The sequence below is a fragment of the Streptomyces sp. NBC_00158 genome, assembly GCF_045160885.1.
Classification (GTDB): domain Bacteria; phylum Actinomycetota; class Actinomycetes; order Streptomycetales; family Streptomycetaceae; genus Streptomyces.
Map to the genome: position 1 here is coordinate 821,195 of NZ_CP108161.1, position 19,971 is coordinate 841,165.

Here is a 19,971-nt window from a genome sequence, read left to right on the forward strand (position 1 = left end):
GGTCCCGGTGCTACTTCATGCGGTACTGGGCCTTCTCCGCGAGCTTGCCGTCCTTGAAGCAGAAGCGGAGCACGTCCTCGGTCTGGCCGTCGGCGGCGGAGAGGTACCAGGCGCAGACGCTGCCGGCGGGCTCGGCGGGGCCGCCGTCCTTGAGGGCGTCCTTGACGAAGGTGTCGCCCGAGGGGAGCTTCGCGCGGACCTCGCTCTCGGCGTCGCCGACCTTCACCGCCTCGTAGACCTTCGGGTCGAGCAGGGTCTTGTCGGCTATGTCGAGGACCTTGGCCGCCCCGAAGAACAGCGCCACGAGGAGCCCCACCCCCAGCACCAGCGCGATACCGCACCCGATGAGACAACCCTTGCGCTGAGCCATGGCCCCGTTCCTCCGTGCCCTCGACGTTCCGGTGCGGTCCGCACCCTCGCACCGGAGCCTCGCAGGGGTGCGGGGGCCGGTGCCGTACTCGAAAGTCGCGGGCCGGGGCGACGTTCGTCGTTCAGAGGTCGCCGGGGTCGGTGTTGGCGCCGCACAGGACGACGGCGACCTTTTCGCCCAGCGGCTCCGGAGTGGTGCGCAGGGCCGCCAGCGCGGTGGCGGCACCGTTCTCGACGACGATCCGGTGCTCGTCCCAGAGCGCCCGCCGGGCGGCGGTGATCGCCTCGTCCGGGACCAGTACCGACAGGGCGTCGGCGTTCCGGGCGGCGGCGAGGGCGGCGGCGAGGGCGTCGGCGGAGACGCGTGTGGCGCCGAGGGAGTCGGCGGCGACGGAGGCCACGGGGACGTCGACGGGTTCGCCCGCCTCCAGGGCGGCGTTCAGGGCCCGGCAGTGCTCGGGCTCGGCGGCGACCACCCGTACGCCGTGCTCGCGGGCGGCGGTGGCGACGCCGGCGAACAGCCCGCCGCCGCCGACCGCGACGACGACGGCGTCCAGGCCGGGCAGGGCGGCCCGTACCTCGTCGAGCAGGGTCCCGGCGCCGGCGGCGACGAGCGGGTGGTCGTAGGCGTGGCTGCTCAGGGCTCCGCTGCCGGCGGCGAACTCCCGGCAGGCGGCGAGGGCCTGGTCGTACCGGTCGCCGACGAGCCGTACGTCGGCCCCGTAGCCGCGGAGCCGGTCGACCTTGACGCGCGGGGCGTTGCCGGGGAGGAAGACGGTGGCGGGGATGCCGTGCGCGCGGGCCGCCCAGGCGCAGGCCAGGCCGGCGTTGCCGCCGGAGGCGATGGTGACGCCGGCGGCGGGGAGGCGGCCGGCCTCGCGGTGCGCGGCGAGGAAGTTGTGGGCGCCGCGCGCCTTGAAGGAGCCGGTGTGCTGGAGGTACTCCAGGGCGTACCAGACGCCTTCGGAGGCGGGTACCACCGCGGCGGGCCGCACGGCCCCGGCGGTGCGGGCGGCGGCCGCGCGGACGGCGGCGTAGTCGAGCTGCTGTTCCATGGTCGATTGCCTTTCGCGGTGTACGGGACGCCCCCGTCGTCAGGACGCGGGCGGGGTCAGGACGCGGGGCGGCGGCCGGCGGGCCGGGACGCCCCGATGAGCTGGCGCAGGGCGCCGTAGTAGACCTCGTGGTCGGTCAGCGGGGGCAGTACGTCGGCCAGCGCGCCGGTGAGCACCGGGAATTCGGCGGGGTCGAGGGCGGCGATGGCGGCCCGGGAGGCGGCGGTGGCCCCGGCCGGGTCGCGGTGGTCGACGAAGGCGGCGCTGCCCAGGGTGAGCAGGTACATCCGCCGGTAGGCGGTCATCGCCTCGGCGGGGGTCATCCCGGCGGCGATGCCGTCGGCGAGGGCGGGTTCGACGAGGCGTGCCAGCAGGTGCCGGCCGAGCCAGGGGCGGCCGCCGCGCAGGGCGAGCAGTCCGGGGTGGGCGGTGAGCAGCCGGTAGAGGGCGCCGAAGCGCTGTTCGCAGGCTTCGGCCCACCCGGTGCCGGCGGGGACTTCGGGAAGTTGTCCGGCGAGGTGGTCGGTGCACAGGTCGAGCAGGCCGGCGAGGTCGGTGCAGCGGCGCTGGACGGTGGCGTGGGAGACGCCGAGCCGTTCTGCGAGGGCGCGGAAGCTGAGGGCCCCGGGTCCGTCCTCGTCGAGGACGCGCAGGGCGGTGAGGGCGATGGCCTCGGGGGTGGCGCGGTCCAGGGCGGGTGATTTCCTCGGCATGAGATACAGCGTATCAGCCGACGTAACATACGGCGGCTCGACAGCTCGCCCGCCACGGACGTGTGACATCGACTGCGGCCATATTGCTGGTCATTGAGCCATAACCATCGACTTATGTTGACAGCGGGTAGTCGCACCGCTGCACTGAGGCACGAATGTCCGCCGGTACTCCCTCACGCCAAGGAGACCCCGTGCCGCCTCGCCCGCGCGCCTCGCTCCCCTGTCTCACCGCGGCCGCCCTGCTCGCCCTCGCGCTCTGCCCCGCCCCCGCGGCGGCCGAGCCGACCGCGACCTGGGACACCCCGCTGGCCCTCACCCCGCCCATGGGGTGGAACAACTGGGCGCACTACATGTGCGACATCGACGAGGCCAAGGTGGTCGCCAACGCCGACGCCCTGGTCTCCAGCGGTCTCGCCGCCAAGGGCTACGACACGGTGACCGTGGACGACTGCTGGATGCTCAAGGAGCGGGACGCACAGGGGAACCTGGTCACGGACCCCGTCAAGTTCCCGCACGGCATGGCCTGGCTGGGCGAGTACCTGCACGGCAAGGGGCTGAAGTTCGGCATCTACGAGGACGCCGGCTCCCTCACCTGCGAGCGCTACCCGGGATCCGGCTCCCCCGACGGCGGCGGCCCGGACCACTACGCCCGCGACGCGCGGCAGTTCGCGTCGTGGAAGGTGGACTACGTCAAGATGGACGGCTGCAACCTGTGGGTGCCGCCCGGGAAGACGAAGGAGCAGGCCTACCGGGACGCCTACAACTCCGTCGCCCGCGCGCTGCGCGACAGCGGCCGCCCGATGGTGCTGTCCGCGTCCGCGCCCGCCTACTTCCAGCAGGGCGAATGGGGCGGCTCCGACTGGCACAGGGTCCTCGACTGGGTCGGCGAGACGGGCCAGTTGTGGCGGGAGGGCCGGGACATCAAGGTGTACGCCCCGAACGCCCCCGCCACCTCCCGCTGGAGTTCGGTGCTCGGAAACTACGGCTACAACCGCTGGCTCGGCCGGTACGCGGCCCCCGGCAACTGGAACGACCCCGACTTCCTGATCGCGGGCGCCCCCGGCCTCACGGACGCCGAGGGCCGCAGCCAGGTCGGGCTGTGGGCGATGATGGCGGCCCCCTTCATCCTGTCCTCCGACGTCTCCGCCCTCACCCCGGGCGGGCTCGCGGCACTCGGCAACACCCGCATGATCGAGCTGGACCAGGACCCGCTGGGCCGGCAGGGGGCCGTGGTCTCCTCCAACGCGACCTTCGAGGTGCTGGCCCGGCCGCTGGCGAACGGGGACCGGGCGGTGGCCGTGCTCAACCGCTCCGGCAGCGCCCGGGACGTCTCCGTGCCGCTCGCCGACGTCGGACTGCCCGCCGCCTGCGTGGCGGACGCCGAGGACCTGTGGACCGGGCGCCGCACCGAGGTGGTGAACGCGCTGACCGGCCGGCTCGGCGCGCACGACACGGCCGTGTGGCGGCTCACCCCGCGCGGCTGCGCCGAGGCGGTGCCCACCGGGCAGATCAACGGGCTCGGGGCGAAGTGCGCCGACGGGGCCAGCACCAGCGGGGTCGGCTCGGTGGTCCTGGGCACCTGCACCGCAGGGGCCGACCAGCGCTGGACCCTGGGCGGCGGCGGGCGGCTGAAGCTGGCCGGTGAATGCCTGACGGCCCGCGCGGGCGGCCTGGTTGAGCTGGCGGACTGCGCACCGGGCCGGCAGGCGGGCCAGAGCTGGAGCCACCGGCGGGACGGGGCCCTGGTCGAGGAGACCAGCGGGCAGTGCCTGACCGCCCCGGCGGCGCCCGCGACCCCCGACGCCCCGGCCGAGCGGCTGCGGCTGGCCGCCTGCGGCGACCACCAGGTGGACCAGGCCTGGTCGCTCCCCGTTTAGGAGGACTCCGGCGGAGATCCGCCCGGCGCCATCACACTTCCGGGGGAACCGGCGCCCGGCGGACCCCGCCCGGTGAGGGTCACGGGTTCACTGGCCCGGACCGGAGGGGCGGCCGCCGGAACGATTCGGCGGCCGCCCCTTCCCGATGCGGGCCACCAGGCGACAGGAGTGCACCGACATGTCCGAGACCGCGCACGAGCGCACCCAGCCCCCCGCGCCCGCCGCCGGTATCACCGACGGCGTCGTGGAGCTGCGCAAACGCCGCCCGGCCGGTCCCGCCCCCGAGGGGCGCGCCGCGGGCGGGGGCTGCGGCTGCGAGGCGGTGCGGGCGCAGCCGCCGGGAGCCGCGCACCCGTGACCGTACCGGGGCTACCGTGGCAGGGCGGAGGTGGCTCCGGATGACCCGTGCACGGGGGGACCGAGCAGCTCGCCCGGCGGGCGCCGTCGCCGGCCTGGCCGCGGCGTTCGCCGGGCTGGCCGTCGCGGACCTGGCGGCGGCGTTCGCACGCCCCGAGGCGGCCCCGCTCACGGCGGTCGGCGGGGCCGTGGTGGACCGTACGCCGGCGGCCGTCAAGGAGTGGGCCGTACGGGCCTTCGGCACCTCCGACAAAGCGGTGCTGACCCTGGGGACGGTGCTGCTGCTGGCCGTGCTCGCCGCGGCCGCCGGGATCCTCGCCCTGCGCCGCCCCCGCGCGGGCTGCGCGCTCGCCGCCGCCGTGGGGTGCCTGGGGGCGGTGGCCGCCCTCGGCCGGCCGGGGGCGGGCTGGCGGGACGCGCTGCCCTCGCTGGCGGGCGCCGCGGTGGCCGCCGGGGTGCTGTACGCGCTGGTCGCCGTCCTGCGCAGGCCCCGCCCGGCCGCCGGCGGCTCCGGCTCCGGCTCCGGCTCCGGTGGCACCTGGCCGCTGGACCGGCGCGCCTTCGGCCGGCTGCTGGCGGCCACCGTCGCCTTCTCCGCGGCCGCCGGGTACGCGGGCCGGCGGCTCGGCGCCCACGGCTCGGCCGGGGCCACCGCCTCCCGGGCGGACCTGGTCCTGCCACCCCCCGCCGTCCCCGCGCCGCCGGTACCGGCCGGGGCGGACCTGCGCCTGCCGGGCCTGGGGCCGTTCCTCACGCCCGCCCGGGACTTCTACCGCGTGGACACCGCCCTGGTGGTACCCCGGGTCGACGCGGACGCCTGGCGGCTGGACATCCTCGGGGAGGGCGTCAGCACACCCCTGACCCTGACCCTGCCGGAGCTGCTCGCCCGGCCGCTCGTCGAGCACGACATCACCCTGTGCTGCGTCTCCAACGAGGTCGGCGGACCCTACGTCGGCAACGCCCGCTGGCTCGGCGTACGCCTCGCCGACCTGCTGCGCGAGGCCGGGGTGCGGCCGCCCTCCCGCGGCGGGCCCGCCGACCAGCTCGTGGCCCGTTCGGTGGACGGGATGACGATCGGCACCCCCGTCGAGGCGGTCATGGACGGCCGGGAGGCGCTGCTGGCCGTCGGGATGAACGGGGGCCCGCTCCCGTTCGCGCACGGTTTCCCCGTACGCATGGTCGTCCCGGGCCTCTACGGGTACGTCTCCGCCTGCAAGTGGCTGCGCGAGCTGCGGCTGACCACGTTCGACGCGTACGACGCGTACTGGGTGCGCCGCTCGTGGGCGCGGGAGGCTCCGGTCAAGACGCAGTCGCGGATCGACACCCCCCGCCCCTTCTCGCAGCGTCCGGCCGGCCCCCTCGCGGTGGCGGGGGTGGCGTGGGCGCAGCACCGGGGGATCGCCCGGGTGGAGGTGCGGGCCGACGGCGGGCCCTGGCGGGACGCCCGGCTCGGGGCGGCGGACGGGGTGGACACCTGGCGCCAGTGGGTGTGGCCGTGGGACGCGCCGCCCGGGCGGCACACCCTGGAGGTGCGGGCCACCGACGGCCGGGGCGAGGTGCAGCCGCAGCGGCGTACGGGCACCCTGCCCGACGGGGCGACCGGCTGGCACTCCGTCACGGTGGACGTGCGCGCGTAGCGCGGTAGGACCGGGCATGGTGAAGGGGGCGCCCGCCCCGCGCCCGGTCCCGCGCACCGCCCCGTCCCGTACCCCTGGAGCCGACGCCGTGGAGCTGACCAGCACGTCGTTCCTCGTCACACTGATCGCGGCCACCGTGCTCGCCATGCTCCTCGCACTGCTGCTGTGGAACCGGGTGCCCGGCCCCGGCGCGGTGCGCTGGGCCGTCCGGGTGATGATGCTCGGGCTGTGCCAGCTGACGGCGATCTGCGTGGTGGCCGCCTGGATCAACGGCGGGTTCGGGCTGTACGCGTCCTGGGACGACCTGCTGGGCACCGGCGACCGCGGCGCCGCGGCGATGACCGGACCGCCGGTGGGCCGGGCGAAGTTCACGCCGGGCGCGAACGGCACCCGCAGCACGTACTTCCGGGGCAGCCGCTCGAAGCTGGCCGGCCAGGTGATCGTGTGGACCCCGCCGGAGTACGACGCCCCGGGCGCGGACAGGACCCGGTTCCCGGTGCTGGTGCTGCTGCACGGGTACCCGGGCTCGCCGGGCTCCTGGTTCGACCTCGGTTCGATGCCGGACGCCCTGCAGCAGCTGGTGGAGCTCGGCGCGGTACGGCCGTTCGTCCTGGTGGTGCCCGAGATCTACCCCGGCGGGGTGAACACCGACTGCAGCGACACCCCCACGCGCAAGGTCGCCACCTGGCTCGCGCGGGACGTGCCCGAGCTGGTCGCGCGGAACTTCCGTACGCTGCCCGAGCCGGAGGGGTGGGGGCTGATGGGCGTGTCGACGGGCGCGTTCTGCGCGGTGAAGCTGCCGCTCCAGTACCCGGGGGTGTTCCGGGCGGGCGCGGCCCTGGACCCGGACCCGCTGACCGGGGACCCGGAGGTGCTGGCCGATCCGGTGCTGCGGGAGCGCAACAGCCCGATGTGGCTGGTGGGGCACGCGAAGGGGGCGGACGTCGGGCTGTTCCTGGCCACCTCCGCGCAGGACAAGGACAGCCCGCCGCGGCAGCTGGCGGACTTCACCCGGGCGGCGCGGGGCACCGGGATCCGGGTGAAGACGCTCGTACGGCCGTCCGGAGGCCACAACTTCCGGACCTGGAACGCGATGTACCCGGACGCGCTGGGCTGGCTCAGTACGGAACTGCCGGCGCCGTCCGCGCCCACCGCGCGGTGAGGCGTACCGGCGGGGATCCGGCGCTGCGGGACCTCGCGGGCAGGGTGGCGCTGGTGGCCGGGGCGACCCGGGGTGCGGGGCGGGGCATCGCGGTGCAGCTGGGGGCGCGGGGCGCCACGGTCTACGTGTCGGGGCGCAGTACCGCCGGGCGGCCTTCCGAGTACGGCCGTCCGGAGACCGTCGAGGAGACGGCCGGGCTGGTCACGGCCGCCGGGGGCCGGGGCGTGGCGGTGGTCGCGGACCATCTGGAGCCGGGTCAGGTGGCGGCGTTGGTGGAGCGGATCGACGCGGAACAGGGCCGGCTGGACGTGCTGGTGAACGACATCTGGGGCGGCGAGCACCTCTTCGAGTGGGACAGCCCGGTCTGGGAGCACGATCTGGACCGGGGGCTGCGGCTGCTCCGGCTGGCGGTCGACACGCACGCGGTGACGAGCCATTTCGCGCTGCCGCTGATGCTGCGCCGGCCGGGCGGCCTGGTGGTGGAGATGACGGACGGGACGGCCGACTACAACGCCACCCGCTACCGGAACTCGTTCTTCTACGACCTGGCGAAGTCGGCGGTGCTGCGGATGGCGTTCTCCCTCGGGCACGAGCTGGGTCCGCGCGGGGCGACGGCGGTGGCGCTGACGCCGGGGTGGCTGCGTTCGGAGATGATGCTGGAGGCCTTCGGGGTGGCGGAGGAGAACTGGCGGGACGCGCTGGAGCGGGTCCCGCACTTCGCGATCTCCGAGTCCCCCGCGTACGTGGGGCGCGCGGTCGCGGCGCTGGCCGCCGACCCGGAGGTGGCCCGCTGGAACGGGCGGTCGCTCTCCAGCGGGCAGCTCGCGGGGGTGTACGGGTTCACGGACCTCGACGGGAGCCGGCCGGACGCCTGGCGGTACATGGTGGAGGTCCAGGACCCGGGCCGGACGGCGGACGCCACCGGTTACCGCTGAGCCGGCTCCGGGCGCCGGAACAGGGCCGTCCAGAGGAAGGGTTCGCCGAAGAGCCGTGAGCCGGCGTCCTCGTCGCGCATCCGGCGCAGTTCGGTCTCCTCCATGCCGGAGAAGATCAGGCGCAGCGCGTCGGGGGTGTAGGCGAGGCCGCCGCCGAGGCTGCCCCGCCGGTAGAGCTCGGCGTCGGGGAGTTCGCAGCCCATGGCTCCGGAGGCGAAGCAGGTGAGGGCGAAGTGGCCGCCGGGGGCGAGGACTCGGTCCAGGAGGGCCAGGTAGCTGACGCGGCGGTGCGGCGGCAGGTGGTGGAAGCAGCCGGAGTCGTAGACCAGGTCGTAGGGGCCGGCCAGTTCGGCGGTGGTGAGCCGGAAGGCGTCGCCGCGGTGGAAGCGCACGCCGGTGGCGCCGGTCTCGCGGGCGCGCTCCTCGGCCCAGGCGACGGCCGTCGGCGACAGGTCGACGGCGTCGACCTCGAAGCCGAGGGAGGCGAGGTGGAGGGCGTTGCGTCCGGGTCCGCAGCCCAGGTCGAGGGCCCGGCCGGGGCGGATCAGCCCCCGCTGCGCGTAGGAGACGAGGTTCTCGTCGGGCTTGGCGACGAAGAACGGCACGGGCTTGGAGCGGTCGGCGTAGAAGCCGTCCCACCAGGAGGCGCCTTCGTCCGTCCAGCGGTCGGCGTCCTGCGTGAACAGCCCGTCCAGGAGGTCCAGCACGTCCTCCGCCGAGCGTATGGTGCGGTCCATCAACTCCCCTTTCCTCAGGGGTAGATCATATCTGGCGGAGGCGCAGAACCCCAGGTCGGAGGCAGTGCGGGAAGGCCGCGCGCGGGCGCGTGGAGGCCTCTCGGGAGGGGGTCGGTCCCGCCCGTCCAGGCTGGGGCGCGGCGGCGCGCCAGGACCCTCCGAGGGGCCCTGCGAGGCCTTTGCGGGGCGTGCCGGAGCGACTTTCCGAACGGGTGCCGCGCATGGGCGTACGCATGATGCGTACACTGTTCGCATCGGGTTAGGGTGAGGCCATGTCCTCTTCAGAGCAGCAGACCGCCGCACCGGTGCCCTCCGTCTGGACCCGGCCGCGCCGGCAGAAGGAACAGCCCGCGCTCAGCCAGGAGCAGATCGTCGCGGCCGCGGTGCGGCTCCTGGACGCCGAGGGCATCGAGGCGCTCAGCATGCGCAAGCTCGGCGCGGAGATGGGCACCGCCGCCACCTCGCTCTACCGGCACGTGGCCAACAAGGACGAGCTGATCGAGCTGGTCGTGGACGAGGTCTACGGCGAACTGGAACTCCCCGCGGCCGACAGCCCGCACGGCTGGCGCGAGGACCTGGCGCAGTGCGGGCACGGCCTGCGCGCGATGGTGCTGCGCCACCCCTGGGTGGCCTCGGTCCTCGGCCAGGTCGGACTGGCCTACCTGGGCCCGAACCTGATCCGGATGTCGGACCGGCTGCTGAGGCTGTCCGTGTCGGCGGGGTTCCCGGCGGGCGAGGCGGACCTCGCGGTGAAGGCCGTCATCTCGTACGTCATCGGCGCCACCACCAGCGAGGCCTCCTACCTCTCGCTCCTCGCCCGCAGCGGGAAGAGCGAGACGGAGTGGCTGGAGTCGCTGCTGCCCGCCGCCGAGGCCGCCCTGGAGGACCACCCCGTGGTGAAGGACCACGCGTACTCCCGGCACAACCTGGACCCGGCGCGGCTGCGGGACGAGAACTTCGACTACGGGCTCCAGCGGGTCCTCGACGGCCTCGCGTTCCGGCTCGGCCGGGACTGACGCGGGAGGCCGGCCGGCCCGGGACGCGGGGAGCGGCCCGGGACGCCCGGCGACCCGGATCAGCCGCGGCCGGCTCCGGACTGCGGGAACGTCAGCTCGCGGTCCTCGCCGAGCGGGGCGAAGTGCCGGTCCACGGAAGCCTGGCGGACCTGGAAGAGGGCGGCCGGGGACCAGCGCGGTCGGCGGTCCTTGTCGATCACCTGGGCACGGATCCCCTCCACCAGGTCGGGCGTGGACAGCGCGGCCGCGGAGACCCGGTACTCCTGCTCCAGCACCCGTTCCAGCGAGTCCAGTTCGCGGGCGCGGCGCAGCGCGGCGAGGGTGACCTTGAGGGAGGTCGGCGACTTGGCGTGCAGCAGCTGCGAGGCCTCCCGCGCCGCCGCGGGGCCCGCACCCAGCAGCCGCTTGTGGATCTCCTCCACGGTGTCGGCGGCGTAGCAGTGGTCGATCCACTCGCGTTCGGCGGCGAGCGGGGCCTCGGGGGCGGTGGCGCCGCGGAACTCGGGGAGCACCTCGGCGACGGGCGCGAGGGTGAGCTCCCGGGTGAACTCCTCCAGCCAGTCGGAGGGCAGGTAGTGGTCGGCGAGCCCGCACAGCAGGGCGTCGCCGGCGCCGACCGCCGTGCCGGTGAGGGCCAGGTGGGTGCCGAGCTCGCCGGGGGCGCGGGAGAGCAGGTAGGTGCCGCCGACGTCGGGGACGAAGCCGATGCCGGTCTCGGGCATGGCGACCTTGGACCGCTCGGTGACGACGCGGACGCCGCCGTGGGCCGAGAGCCCGACGCCGCCGCCCATGACGATCCCGTCCATGAGGGCCACGTACGGCTTGGGGTAGCGGGCGATGCGGGCGTTGAGCCGGTACTCGTCCCGCCAGAAGTCGAGGGAGCCGGTGGTGCCGGCCTTCGCGTCGGCGTGGATGGCCCGGATGTCCCCGCCCGCGCACAGGCCGCGGTCCCCGGCGCCGCGCAGGAGGACCTGGCTCACGGCGGGATCGTGCTCCCAGGCCGTCAGGGCCTCCCCGATCCGCAGCACCATGGAATGGGTGAGGGCGTTGAGGGCCCGGGGACGGTTGAGGGTGATCAGCCCCGTACAGCCGTCGGTCTCGATCAGAACGGTGTCGTCGGTCACGTCCGCCAGTATGTCTGCTCCACCGCCATATGAAGATCGTTTCAGGCGATCTTGTCAAGTCTGAGCGGATTCGAGGTGTACCGGGGCTTTACCGCGCGTGCCCGGGCGGGCCGGGGCGCGCGTCAGCCGCGGGGGCGGGACCGGTGTTCGCGCCAGGCGTCGAGGGCCCGGTCGCGGGTGCCGCCCGGGTGGCGGGCGTGCCAGTCGCGCAGGAACCGGTTGAACTCGAACTGGGCGCCGACCTCCTGGGGTTCGGCCGCCCGCTGCCGGGTCGCGCGCCAGTGGGCGACGGCCTCGGCGAGGGTGCGGCCCGCGCCCTGGGCGACGTACTCCCGCATGAAGGCGTCGAAGTGGAAGCCGGGCCCGATCTCCCGGAGGAAGAACTCCCGGAGCACCTGGCTGCACCGCTGCCCCTCGGGGATCACGCTGGACCCGTCGACGGGCGCCTTCAGCTGCCGGCCGTCGCGCCGGGCGGCCGGTGCCGGCGCCGGGACCGCGCGCCCGTCCAGCGCGGCGGCGAGCCGCTCGGTGAGGGCGGCCTTGCCGCCGCCCGCGGGAACGGCCATCCGCCGGGCGAGGCCGGTCAGTTCCCCCAGCGTCCAGTACCAGCGCAGCAGCTCGCTCCCGGACAGCTCCGGGGTCAGCTCGGGCCGGCTCTCCGCCACGTGATTCGCACTCATGTTCCCATCCTAGGGGTGGTGACACGGCCGGCCCGCCGCCGGACGCGCGTGCAACCGCGCCCGGTGTTGCCTACGGTCGTCCCCATGACCTCCCCAGCCTCCGCGCCGGTCCTCGACACCGGCACCGCGCTCGTGCTCATCGACCTCCAGCAGGGCATCCTCGCCCTGCCCACCGCCCGGCCCAGCGACGAGATCCTGCGCAACGGCATCGCGCTCGCCGAGGCCTTCCACGCGCACAAGCTGCCCGTCGTGCTGGTGAACGTCGCCTGGTCGCCCGACGGCGGCGACCTGCCCACCACCGACGTCGACCGCCCCGGCCCGGCCACCGCCCCGCCCGCCGCCTTCTCCGAGATCCCGGCCGAACTGGCCGCCCTGGGGGACGTGACGGTCACCAAACGCCACTGGGGCGCCTTCACCGGCACCGAGCTGGACCTCCAGCTGCGGCGGCGCGGGATCCACCGGATCGTCCTGGCCGGCATCTCGACGAGCGTCGGCGTCGAGTCCACCGCCCGCACCGCGTGGGAGCACAGCTACGGGCTGGTCTTCGCCGAGGACGCGACCGCCGACCTGGACGCCGACTCGCACGCCCACACCTTCGGCAAGATCTTCCCCCGCATCGGCCGGGTCAGCTCCACCCGCGAGATCATCGCGGCCCTGGACGCACTGCGCTGAGGGCGGCGGGACAGGCCACCTCCAGCCAGACGCACTTGCCGGCCGCCCCGGGCCGCGAACCCCAGGCCCGGGCGAGCCGCTCCACGATCACCAGCCCGTGACCGCCCGGCTGCCGGGGATCCCCGGCAGCCGCCGGCCGGGCGGGCGGCACCGGGCTGGAGTCGGTGACCTCGATCCGCAGCCGCTCGTCCGTACAGTCCAGGACCAGGACCCCGGGTCCGCCGCCGTGCAGGCAGGCGTTGGCCACCACCTCCGACACCAGCAGCAGCACGTCCTCCGCCGCGTCCCGCGCCCCCTGGCTCCGCGCCGGGAGCCAGCTCCAGGCGGTCAGCGCCCGCCGGGTGAAATCGCGGCTGCGCAGGACCGGGTCGGGCATCCCGTCCAGGACCAGGAGCCGGTTGCGCCCGGCCGGGGCCCGCTGTTCCACGACCTCGCCCCCTTCCGTCGCCCCGGCCGTCAACCCCGGTCAGGGCCCAGCGCCTGCGTGACATCGGCGTGGACCGGGAAGACCCCGTCCGCGCCGGTGATGCGGAACATCCTGGCGACCGGCCCGCTCAGGCCGGCCAGCTCCAGGCTGCCGCCGGCCTCCTGGACGGCGAGGCGGCCGTGGAGCAGGGCGTTCAGCCCCGTCGAATCACAGAACCGCAGTCCCGCCATGTCCACCAGCAGCCGGCCGCCCCGGACGGCCGCCGCGTCGAGGGCGTCCTTCAGCGGGGCCGCCGTGTCATGGTCCAGCTCACCGCCGAGGGTGAGCAGTACAGCCCCGTCCACCGTCCGCACCGTGACGGTGAACCGCTTGTCGTCCGCTCCGGAGACCATCCGGCATCACCTTCCGTCAGCTGCTCCTTACGCCTTCCCCCGGCCCGACGCTATATGCGGGGCCGCGGCGCCCATCGGGACCCTCGCGGAACCACGCGGGTTTTCCCCCGGGGAGGCGGCACGCGTGGCGCCAGATGCCAGCGGATGGCTCACGATGGCGCCAGGTGGCGCCGCGCGGCGCCACCTGGCGCCACCAAAGGAGCGCGACCACCTCCACAGAGGTCGACCCCAGCCCGATCCTGACAACATATCCGCAGTTCAAAGGCGGTGACGCCAGATCCGACCCCATCCTGCGCCATCGAGGCTTGCGCATGGCACCACAATGGTGCCATGATGGCGTCATGGACCTCACGCCGTATATCGACACCCTCCGCCGCGAACTGGCGGTGGCCGCCGAAGCCGGCGGGGACGACGCCCGCGAGCTGGCCGAGAGGCTCACCGCTCCCCTGGAGTCGGCGACCCGGCTGACCATGCTCAACGTGCTGTCCGCCGCGATGGACGAGATCACCCGCGAGCTCGCCCCCGGCTCCGTCGACGTACGGCTGCGCGGGCTGGACCCCGACTTCGTGGTGACACTGCCGACCGCTCCCGGCGCCCCGGCCCCGGCGCCGGGAGCACAGACGGAACCGCTCCTCGCCCCGGCCCCGGCCGAGGGCGACGAGGGGGGCACCGCCCGCGTCAACCTGCGCCTGCCGGCCCACCTCAAGGCCCGCGCCGAGGAGGCCGCGAACCGCGAGGGGACCTCGGTCAACGCCTGGCTGGTCCGGGCGGTGTCTGCGGCGGTCGAGGGCGGCGCCCGGCCGCGCCCGGCGGAGCGGATCCAGACCATCGGCCAGAGCGTCACGGGCTGGGTGCGCTAGCGGCGGCACCCGGGCCCGCCCGCGCCACCTCACACCACCCGCACCACCCGCACCACTCCACCCCATGACCCATGACCCATGACCCAAGAGGACGGGACAGCCATGCCTTCTTTCGACACTCCCGAGCCGATCTCGGTCACGGCGCACGTCGAGGCCGGCTCCATCCGCTTCACCGCGGGGGACCGCCGCGACACGGTCGTCGAGGTGCGGCCCCGCAACCCGGAGAAGGACCGGGACGTGCGGGCCGCCGAGCAGACCGAGGTCTCGTACGCGAACGGCACCCTCGGCATCAGGACGCCGAAGCAGCGCAACTCGCTGCGCCGCCCCGGCACCGTCGACGTGACGGTGGAACTGCCCGCGGGGTCGGACGTGGAGATGACCGGCGCCTGGACCCAGGTGCTCGGCGAGGGCCGGCTCGGCGAGGTGCGGGCGAAGACCTCGGCGGGAGACGTCCGGCTCGACACGACCGGACCGCTGCGGCTGACCGCCTCGCACGGCTCGATCACCGTGGACCGCGTGGAGGGCCCGGCCGAGATCACCACCAGCTCCGGCAGCATGCGCGTCGGCCTCGTGAACGGCCCCGGCGTGCTCAAGAACTCGCACGGCAGCACGACCGTCGGGGCCGCGACCGGCGAGCTGCGGGTGAGCGGCGCCCACGGCGACATCGACATCCGGCGCGCCGAGGACTCGGTCACCGCCACCACCGCCCACGGCACCCTGCGGGTCGGCGAGGTGGCGCGCGGCAGCGTCCACCTGGAGACCGGCTACGGAACCATCGAGGTCGGCGTCCGTGAGGGCACGGCCGCCTGGCTGGACGTGAACTCGGGCTCCGGCCAGGTCCGCAACACGCTCACCGCGACCGGTGCCCCGGAGGACGCCGAGGAGACCGTCCGGATCCGCGCCCGCACCCGGCACGGCAACATCGACGTCCTGCGCGCCAAGGCCTGACCCGCCCGGCCGCCACCGGCCGCGCCCACTCCCCCAGCCGCTCCCGCCTTCGAACGGAGGGCCCCATGCCTTCTTCTGTCATGCCCACGACACACACATCACCCGGGGAACAGCCGGCGGCCGCCGTCAGCGCCGCTGGCCTGCGCAAGTCCTACGGCGACAAGACCGTCCTCGACGGGATCGACCTGCACGTCCCGGCGGGGTGCGTGTTCGCCCTGCTCGGGCCGAACGGCGCCGGCAAGACCACCGCCGTGAAGATCCTCTCCACCCTCGTCACGGCCGACGGCGGGCAGGCCCGCGTGGCGGGCCACGACGTGGCCTCCTCCCCGGACGGGGTGCGCGCCGCGATCGGCGTCACCGGGCAGTTCTCCGCCGTCGACGGGCTGATCACCGGCGAGGAGAACATGCTCCTCATGGCGGACCTGCACCGCCTGCCCAAGCAGGAGGGCCGACGCGTCGCCGCCGACCTGCTGGAGCGCTTCGACCTCACGGCGGCGGCGAAGAAGCCCGCGTCCACCTACTCCGGCGGCATGAAGCGCCGCCTGGACATCGCCATGACCCTGGTCGGCGGCCCGCGGATCATCTTCCTCGACGAACCGACCACCGGGCTCGACCCGCGCAGCCGCCACAACATGTGGCAGATCATCCGCGAGCTGGTCGCCGGCGGGGTCACCGTCCTCCTCACCACCCAGTACCTGGAGGAGGCCGACGAACTCGCCGACCGCGTCGCGGTGCTCAACGGCGGCCGGATCGTCGCCGAGGGCACCCCGGAGGAGCTGAAGCGGCTGGTCCCCGGGGGACACGTCCGGCTCCGGTTCTCCGCCCCGGCCGCCTACCGCGCGGCAGTCGCCGCCCTGGACGGGGCCGCGCGGGACGACGAGGCGCTGTCGCTGCGGATCCCCAGCGACGGGAGCCAGCGCGAGCTGCGCTCCGTACTCGACTGGCTGGACGCCGCCGGCGTCGAGGCGGACGAGCTGACCGTGCACACGCCCGACCTGGACGACGTGTTCTTCGCCCTGACCGGCGGCCGCGTCACCGGGACCCTGCCCACCCGTGCCGAGGAGGACGTCCGATGAGCTCCCTCTCCCCCGCCCTGCGCGATTCGTCCACGATGCTGCGCCGCAACCTGCTGCACGCCCGCCGCTACCCGTCCCTGACCCTGAACCTGCTGCTGACGCCCGTCGTCCTGCTGCTGCTGTTCGTCTACGTGTTCGGCGACGTCATGAGCGCCGGCATCGGGGGCGGCGGCGCCGACCGCGCCGACTACATCGCGTACCTGGTCCCGGGCCTGCTGCTGATGACCATCGGCAGCACCACGATCGGCACCGCCGTGTCCGTCTCCAACGACATGAGCGAGGGCATCATCGCCCGCTTCCGCACGATGGCGATCCACCGGGGTTCCGTCCTCGTCGGGCACGTCGTCGGCAGCGTGCTCCAGGCGGTCGTCAGCGTGGTCCTCGTCGGCGCCGTGGGCGTGGCCATCGGCTTCCGCTCGACGGACGCCACCGCCCTGGAGTGGCTCGCGGCGTTCGGGCTGCTCACGCTCTTCGCCGTGGCGCTCACCTGGATCGCGGTCGGGATGGGCATGGTCAGCCCGAACGCCGAGGCCGCCAGCAACAACGCCCTGCCCCTGATCTTCCTGCCGCTGATCTCCAGCGCGTTCGTCCCGGTCCACGCGATGCCGGGCTGGTTCCAGCCGGTCGCCGAGTACCAGCCCTTCACTCCGGCCATCGAGACCCTGCGCGGGCTGCTGCTCGGCACGGAGATCGGGAACAACTGGTGGATCGCCCTGCTCTGGTGCCTCGGCCTGACCGTCCTCGGCTACCGGTGGTCGAAGTCGGCGTACGACCGCGACGCCGGGTGACCGTCGCGACCGCTTCCTGCCCCTCCGCCCCCGCGGAGGGGCTTCGGCGTTCACGCTGCGTGAGCGCCGGGCTCGCGGGCGGGACGGCGGTGGCACGCGTTGCCTCGATGTCATTGTGCGTTCGCTCAGCGGAGGCTCAGATCCGGATAACGATGACGTCACTGCGCAAGGGTCTTTGGGCCTGGTCACGGGCGAATGGCCGATTTGCCGGTGATGTTCGCCACGGTCCGGCGCCGGGCACCGTGGTACATCTTCTCGACCGCCTGCCGGACCACCCACGTCCGGTCAGGGGCGCTGAAGTCGGCCGACCGCCGGCATGCAACTCCATCAGCATCCGGGGGATCGGAACCCGATCCGCGGCCGAGCACGGCGGCGGATCGGCATGGAGCGGAAAGGCGCACCAGAGCATGACCTCGACGCAGGTCGAACAGCAGCACGGCGACGACAACGCCACCACGGGCACCACGCCCGAAGAGGGCTACGAGCGCGGCCTCGGCAGCCGCCAGGTCCAGATGATCGCCATCGGCGGCGCCATCGGCGTCGGCCTCTTCCTGGGAGCCGGGGCGAACATCGCCAAGGCCGGCCCCAGCCTCATCCTCATGTACGCCCTCGCCGGCGTCATCGTCTTCTTCATCATGCGAGCGCTCGGCGAGCTGCTCCTGTACCGCCCCGTCTCGGGTTCCTTCGCGGAGTACGCCCGCGAGTTCCTGAGCCCGTTCTTCGGGTTCGTGACGGGCTGGACGTACTGGCTCATGTGGGTCGTCACCGGCATGGCCGAGCTGACCGCCGCGGCCATCTACGTGCACTTCTGGTTCCCGGACGTCCCCCAGTGGGTGACCGCCCTGGTCTTCCTGGTGGTCCTGTACGTGGCCAACCTGATCTCGGTGAAGATCTTCGGCGAGATCGAGTTCTGGTTCTCGATGGTCAAGGTCACGGCCCTGATCGGCATGATCGTGATCGGAATCGGCGTCGTGACCTTCGGGTTCAGCGCTGCCGGTGACACCGCCGCGGTGTCCAACCTCTGGGCCTTCGACGGCATCTTCCCCAAGGGCGTCGGCTCCAGCCTGATGACCCTCCAGGGCGTCATGTTCGCCTACCTGGCCGTCGAGCTCGTCGGCGTCACCGCGGGCGAGTCCGAGAACCCGGAGAAGACCCTCCCCAAGGCCATCAACACGCTGCCCTGGCGCATCATCGTCTTCTACGTCGGTGCGCTCAGCGTGATCCTGATGGTCGTCAAGTGGACCGAGTTCCAGCCGGGCGTCAGCCCGTTCGTGGCGGCCTTCGCCAAGATCGGCATCCCGGCCGGTGCGGCGATCGTCAACTTCGTGGTGCTCACCGCGGCCCTGTCGTCCTGCAACTCCGGCATGTACTCCACCGGCCGCATGCTGCGCGACCTCGCCGCGAACTCCGAGGCCCCCAAGCTGCTCGGCAAGCTCAGCTCCACCAAGACCCCGGCCGTGGCCATCACCCTCTCCGCCGCCCTCATGGGCATCGGCGTGGTCCTGAACTACGTCGTCCCGGAGAAGGCCTTCGGCTACGTCATGTCGGTGGCCACCACGGCCGGCATCTGGACCTGGCTGATGATCCTGGTCAGCCACATCCTGTACCGCCGCAAGGTGGTCGCCGGCAAGCTGCCCGCGTCCTCCTTCCCCGCTCCGGGCGGCTCGATCTGCAGCTGGATCGCCGTGGCCTTCCTGCTGCTGGTCACCGTGATGATCGCCATCGACCCCGACAGCCGCGTCTCCCTGTACGTGGGCGCCGGCTGGGCGGTCTGCCTGTCCATCGGCTGGGCCGTGCTGAAGTCGCGCAACCCGCAGGTCGCGGCGCGTGCGGCGGGCGAGGCCGACGAGGTGCTGGAGCCCGCGGCCCGGTCCTGACCGACGACCGCACTCCCCCGGAGGGGGCGTGCCGGCCCTCCCCCGGCCGGCACGCCCCCTCCGGCGTGCGCGGGGTCCGGGTGTCCGCGGTCCGGGTGTCCGCGGTCCGGGTGTCCGCGGTCCGGGTGTCCGCCGGGTTCAGGCGGCCTCGACGGCCATGCTGCCGGCGGCCGCGTCCAGGCTGTCGACGACCGCGGCCAGGCTGCCCGTGGCCGCGTAGACCGCCCGCTGGCGGCGGGCGCCGGTGCCCCGTCGTCGCATCCCGGCCCACAGGGCCTCCACGGCGTCCAGGTCGCCGGCCCGCTCCAGGCCCGGGGCGGCCCGCTCCACCAGCCGGTCGACGAGCAGCCGGGCGGGCACCCGGCCGCCGGTGCGCACGTCCAGGCCGGGCCCGTCGATCCCGTGCCGGGCGGCCAGCCGGTGGCCGGCGCGCAGCAACCGCTCGGGCGGCTCGGGCGGCGGTACGCCCGCGTCCGCCTCTTCGAGCAGGACCGACGCGAGGCCGCGTACCAGGACGGCCGTCAGGACGACGGTGTCGAGGTCGGCGTTGACGTCGGCGATGCGGATCTCCAGCGTCGGGACGTGCTCGGAGGGGCGGGCGTGCCAGTAGACCATCCGCCGGTCGAGCAGCACCCCGGCGCTGATCAGGCCGTCCACGTACTCCAGGTACTGGCGCTCGTCGACCAGGGGCGGCGGCCCCACGGTCGGCCAGCCGGAGTAGGCGACCGAGCGCCAGCTGTCGAGGCCGGTGTCGCGGCCGCAGACGAAGGGGGAGTTCCCGGTGATCGACTGGAGCACCGGCAGCCACGGCCGCATCTGGTTGGCCAGCGCCAGGGCCCGCCCCCGGTCGAGGCTGCCCACGTGCACGTGGCAGCCGCAGACGAGCCGGTAGGGGCCCAGGAGGCCGGCGAACCGGCTCGCCATCAGGCGGTAGCGGGCGTCGTCGGTGATGGTGAGCGGCTCCCGCGGCGGGACCACGGGGCTCCCCGACGCCACGGCGAGGCAGCGGACCCGCCGGGCGGCCTCCGCGACGGAGCAGCGCAGCCGCAGCAGCTGGCGGCGCAGGTCCTCGCGCTCGGCGGCGGGCAGGGTGCAGACCTCCACCTGGGTGTTGTAGAACTCGGCCTGGACCTGACCGCCCAGCTCCGCGGCGAGCTCCCGGATCACCTCCGGAGCCCGGTTCACCGGCGCCCTGCTGTCGCGGTCGACGAGGTGGAACTCCTCCTCCACCCCCATGGTCAGAACGTCCATCGGGTCCTCCTTGCCGAG

21 protein-coding genes are annotated in these 19,971 nt (G+C 74.2%); 12 read left to right on the top strand and 9 right to left on the bottom strand.

The window, feature by feature from the left end:
• Nucleotides 1-10: 10 nt before the first annotated feature.
• From OG553_RS03595 to OG553_RS03605, 3 genes are all read right to left on the bottom strand, one after another.
• Nucleotides 11-370, bottom strand: a complete 360-nt coding sequence (locus OG553_RS03595) for a hypothetical protein (RefSeq protein ID WP_405977556.1) — start codon at nucleotides 368-370, stop codon at nucleotides 11-13.
• A 121-nt stretch (nucleotides 371-491) separates the two neighbouring features.
• Nucleotides 492-1,424, bottom strand: a complete 933-nt coding sequence (locus OG553_RS03600; RefSeq protein ID WP_405977557.1) for a serine/threonine dehydratase — start codon at nucleotides 1,422-1,424, stop codon at nucleotides 492-494.
• A 56-nt stretch (nucleotides 1,425-1,480) separates the two neighbouring features.
• Nucleotides 1,481-2,137, bottom strand: a complete 657-nt coding sequence (locus OG553_RS03605; protein WP_405977558.1) for a TetR/AcrR family transcriptional regulator — start codon at nucleotides 2,135-2,137, stop codon at nucleotides 1,481-1,483.
• 191 nt (nucleotides 2,138-2,328) lie between these two features.
• Between OG553_RS03605 and OG553_RS03610 the strand changes: the two genes are divergently transcribed.
• The 5 genes from OG553_RS03610 (at nucleotide 2,329) to OG553_RS03630 (ending at nucleotide 8,105) form a co-directional block, all read left to right on the top strand.
• The gene (locus tag OG553_RS03610) at nucleotides 2,329-4,014 is read left to right on the top strand and encodes a ricin-type beta-trefoil lectin domain protein (protein WP_405977559.1); all 1,686 of its coding nucleotides are present in this window, start codon (nucleotides 2,329-2,331) and stop codon (nucleotides 4,012-4,014) included.
• 178 nt (nucleotides 4,015-4,192) lie between these two features.
• A complete protein-coding gene (locus OG553_RS03615; RefSeq protein WP_405977560.1) occupies nucleotides 4,193-4,372 on the top strand; it encodes a hypothetical protein in 180 nt (59 codons plus the stop codon).
• Between the two features lie 40 nt (nucleotides 4,373-4,412).
• On the top strand, nucleotides 4,413-6,008 hold the full coding sequence (locus OG553_RS03620) for a molybdopterin-dependent oxidoreductase (RefSeq protein WP_405977561.1): 1,596 nt from the start codon (nucleotides 4,413-4,415) through the stop codon (nucleotides 6,006-6,008).
• Between the two features lie 16 nt (nucleotides 6,009-6,024).
• Nucleotides 6,025-7,170, top strand: a complete 1,146-nt coding sequence (locus OG553_RS03625) for an alpha/beta hydrolase (RefSeq protein WP_405977562.1) — start codon at nucleotides 6,025-6,027, stop codon at nucleotides 7,168-7,170.
• Nucleotides 7,167-8,105 (top strand): SDR family oxidoreductase, encoded by a 939-nt coding sequence (locus OG553_RS03630; RefSeq protein ID WP_405977563.1) that lies wholly within the window; start codon nucleotides 7,167-7,169, stop codon nucleotides 8,103-8,105. Before OG553_RS03625 ends, OG553_RS03630 begins: the two co-directional genes overlap by 4 nt.
• Here OG553_RS03630 and OG553_RS03635 read toward each other — a convergent pair.
• Nucleotides 8,096-8,842, bottom strand: coding sequence for a class I SAM-dependent methyltransferase (locus tag OG553_RS03635; RefSeq protein ID WP_405977564.1), 747 nt, complete (start codon nucleotides 8,840-8,842; stop codon nucleotides 8,096-8,098). The two genes, OG553_RS03630 and OG553_RS03635, sit on opposite strands and share 10 nt — an antisense overlap.
• Before the next feature lie 272 nt (nucleotides 8,843-9,114).
• Between OG553_RS03635 and OG553_RS03640 the strand changes: the two genes are divergently transcribed.
• On the top strand, nucleotides 9,115-9,858 hold the full coding sequence (locus tag OG553_RS03640) for a TetR/AcrR family transcriptional regulator (protein WP_405977565.1): 744 nt from the start codon (nucleotides 9,115-9,117) through the stop codon (nucleotides 9,856-9,858).
• Nucleotides 9,859-9,917: 59 nt separating this feature from the next.
• Here the strand turns inward: OG553_RS03640 and OG553_RS03645 are convergent, their stop codons facing one another.
• Nucleotides 9,918-10,991 (bottom strand): enoyl-CoA hydratase/isomerase family protein, encoded by a 1,074-nt coding sequence (locus OG553_RS03645; RefSeq protein WP_405982941.1) that lies wholly within the window; start codon nucleotides 10,989-10,991, stop codon nucleotides 9,918-9,920.
• Nucleotides 10,992-11,104: 113 nt separating this feature from the next.
• The gene (locus OG553_RS03650; RefSeq protein ID WP_405977566.1) at nucleotides 11,105-11,662 is read right to left on the bottom strand and encodes a DUF6434 domain-containing protein; all 558 of its coding nucleotides are present in this window, start codon (nucleotides 11,660-11,662) and stop codon (nucleotides 11,105-11,107) included.
• A gap of 84 nt (nucleotides 11,663-11,746) precedes the next feature.
• Between OG553_RS03650 and OG553_RS03655 the strand changes: the two genes are divergently transcribed.
• The gene (locus OG553_RS03655; RefSeq protein ID WP_405977567.1) at nucleotides 11,747-12,334 is read left to right on the top strand and encodes a hydrolase; all 588 of its coding nucleotides are present in this window, start codon (nucleotides 11,747-11,749) and stop codon (nucleotides 12,332-12,334) included.
• On the opposite strand, the gene OG553_RS03660 is transcribed toward OG553_RS03655, so the two are convergent.
• The gene (locus OG553_RS03660; protein WP_405977568.1) at nucleotides 12,306-12,761 is read right to left on the bottom strand and encodes an ATP-binding protein; all 456 of its coding nucleotides are present in this window, start codon (nucleotides 12,759-12,761) and stop codon (nucleotides 12,306-12,308) included. The two genes, OG553_RS03655 and OG553_RS03660, sit on opposite strands and share 29 nt — an antisense overlap.
• Nucleotides 12,762-12,790: 29 nt before the next feature.
• Nucleotides 12,791-13,153, bottom strand: a complete 363-nt coding sequence (locus OG553_RS03665) for an STAS domain-containing protein (RefSeq protein WP_405977569.1) — start codon at nucleotides 13,151-13,153, stop codon at nucleotides 12,791-12,793.
• A gap of 341 nt (nucleotides 13,154-13,494) precedes the next feature.
• Here OG553_RS03665 and OG553_RS03670 point away from each other — a divergent pair, with 341 nt between their 5' ends.
• From OG553_RS03670 to OG553_RS03690, 5 genes are all read left to right on the top strand, one after another.
• On the top strand, nucleotides 13,495-14,013 hold the full coding sequence (locus tag OG553_RS03670; protein WP_405977570.1) for a hypothetical protein: 519 nt from the start codon (nucleotides 13,495-13,497) through the stop codon (nucleotides 14,011-14,013).
• A gap of 102 nt (nucleotides 14,014-14,115) precedes the next feature.
• A complete protein-coding gene (locus OG553_RS03675) occupies nucleotides 14,116-14,961 on the top strand; it encodes a DUF4097 family beta strand repeat-containing protein (protein ID WP_405977571.1) in 846 nt (281 codons plus the stop codon).
• Nucleotides 14,962-15,041: 80 nt separating this feature from the next.
• Nucleotides 15,042-16,037: an ATP-binding cassette domain-containing protein gene (locus OG553_RS03680; protein WP_405977572.1), complete on the top strand. Its 996-nt coding sequence runs from the start codon at nucleotides 15,042-15,044 to the stop codon at nucleotides 16,035-16,037.
• On the top strand, nucleotides 16,034-16,825 hold the full coding sequence (locus OG553_RS03685) for an ABC transporter permease (RefSeq protein WP_405977573.1): 792 nt from the start codon (nucleotides 16,034-16,036) through the stop codon (nucleotides 16,823-16,825). The genes OG553_RS03680 and OG553_RS03685 overlap by 4 nt, the downstream gene beginning before the upstream one ends.
• A 407-nt stretch (nucleotides 16,826-17,232) precedes the next feature.
• Complete coding sequence (locus tag OG553_RS03690; protein WP_405977574.1) at nucleotides 17,233-18,702, top strand: amino acid permease; 1,470 nt, start codon at nucleotides 17,233-17,235, stop codon at nucleotides 18,700-18,702.
• Between the two features lie 138 nt (nucleotides 18,703-18,840).
• Here OG553_RS03690 and OG553_RS03695 read toward each other — a convergent pair whose 3' ends face one another.
• Complete coding sequence (locus tag OG553_RS03695) at nucleotides 18,841-19,953, bottom strand: glutamate--cysteine ligase (protein ID WP_405977575.1); 1,113 nt, start codon at nucleotides 19,951-19,953, stop codon at nucleotides 18,841-18,843.
• Between the last annotated feature and the right edge of the window lie 18 nt (nucleotides 19,954-19,971).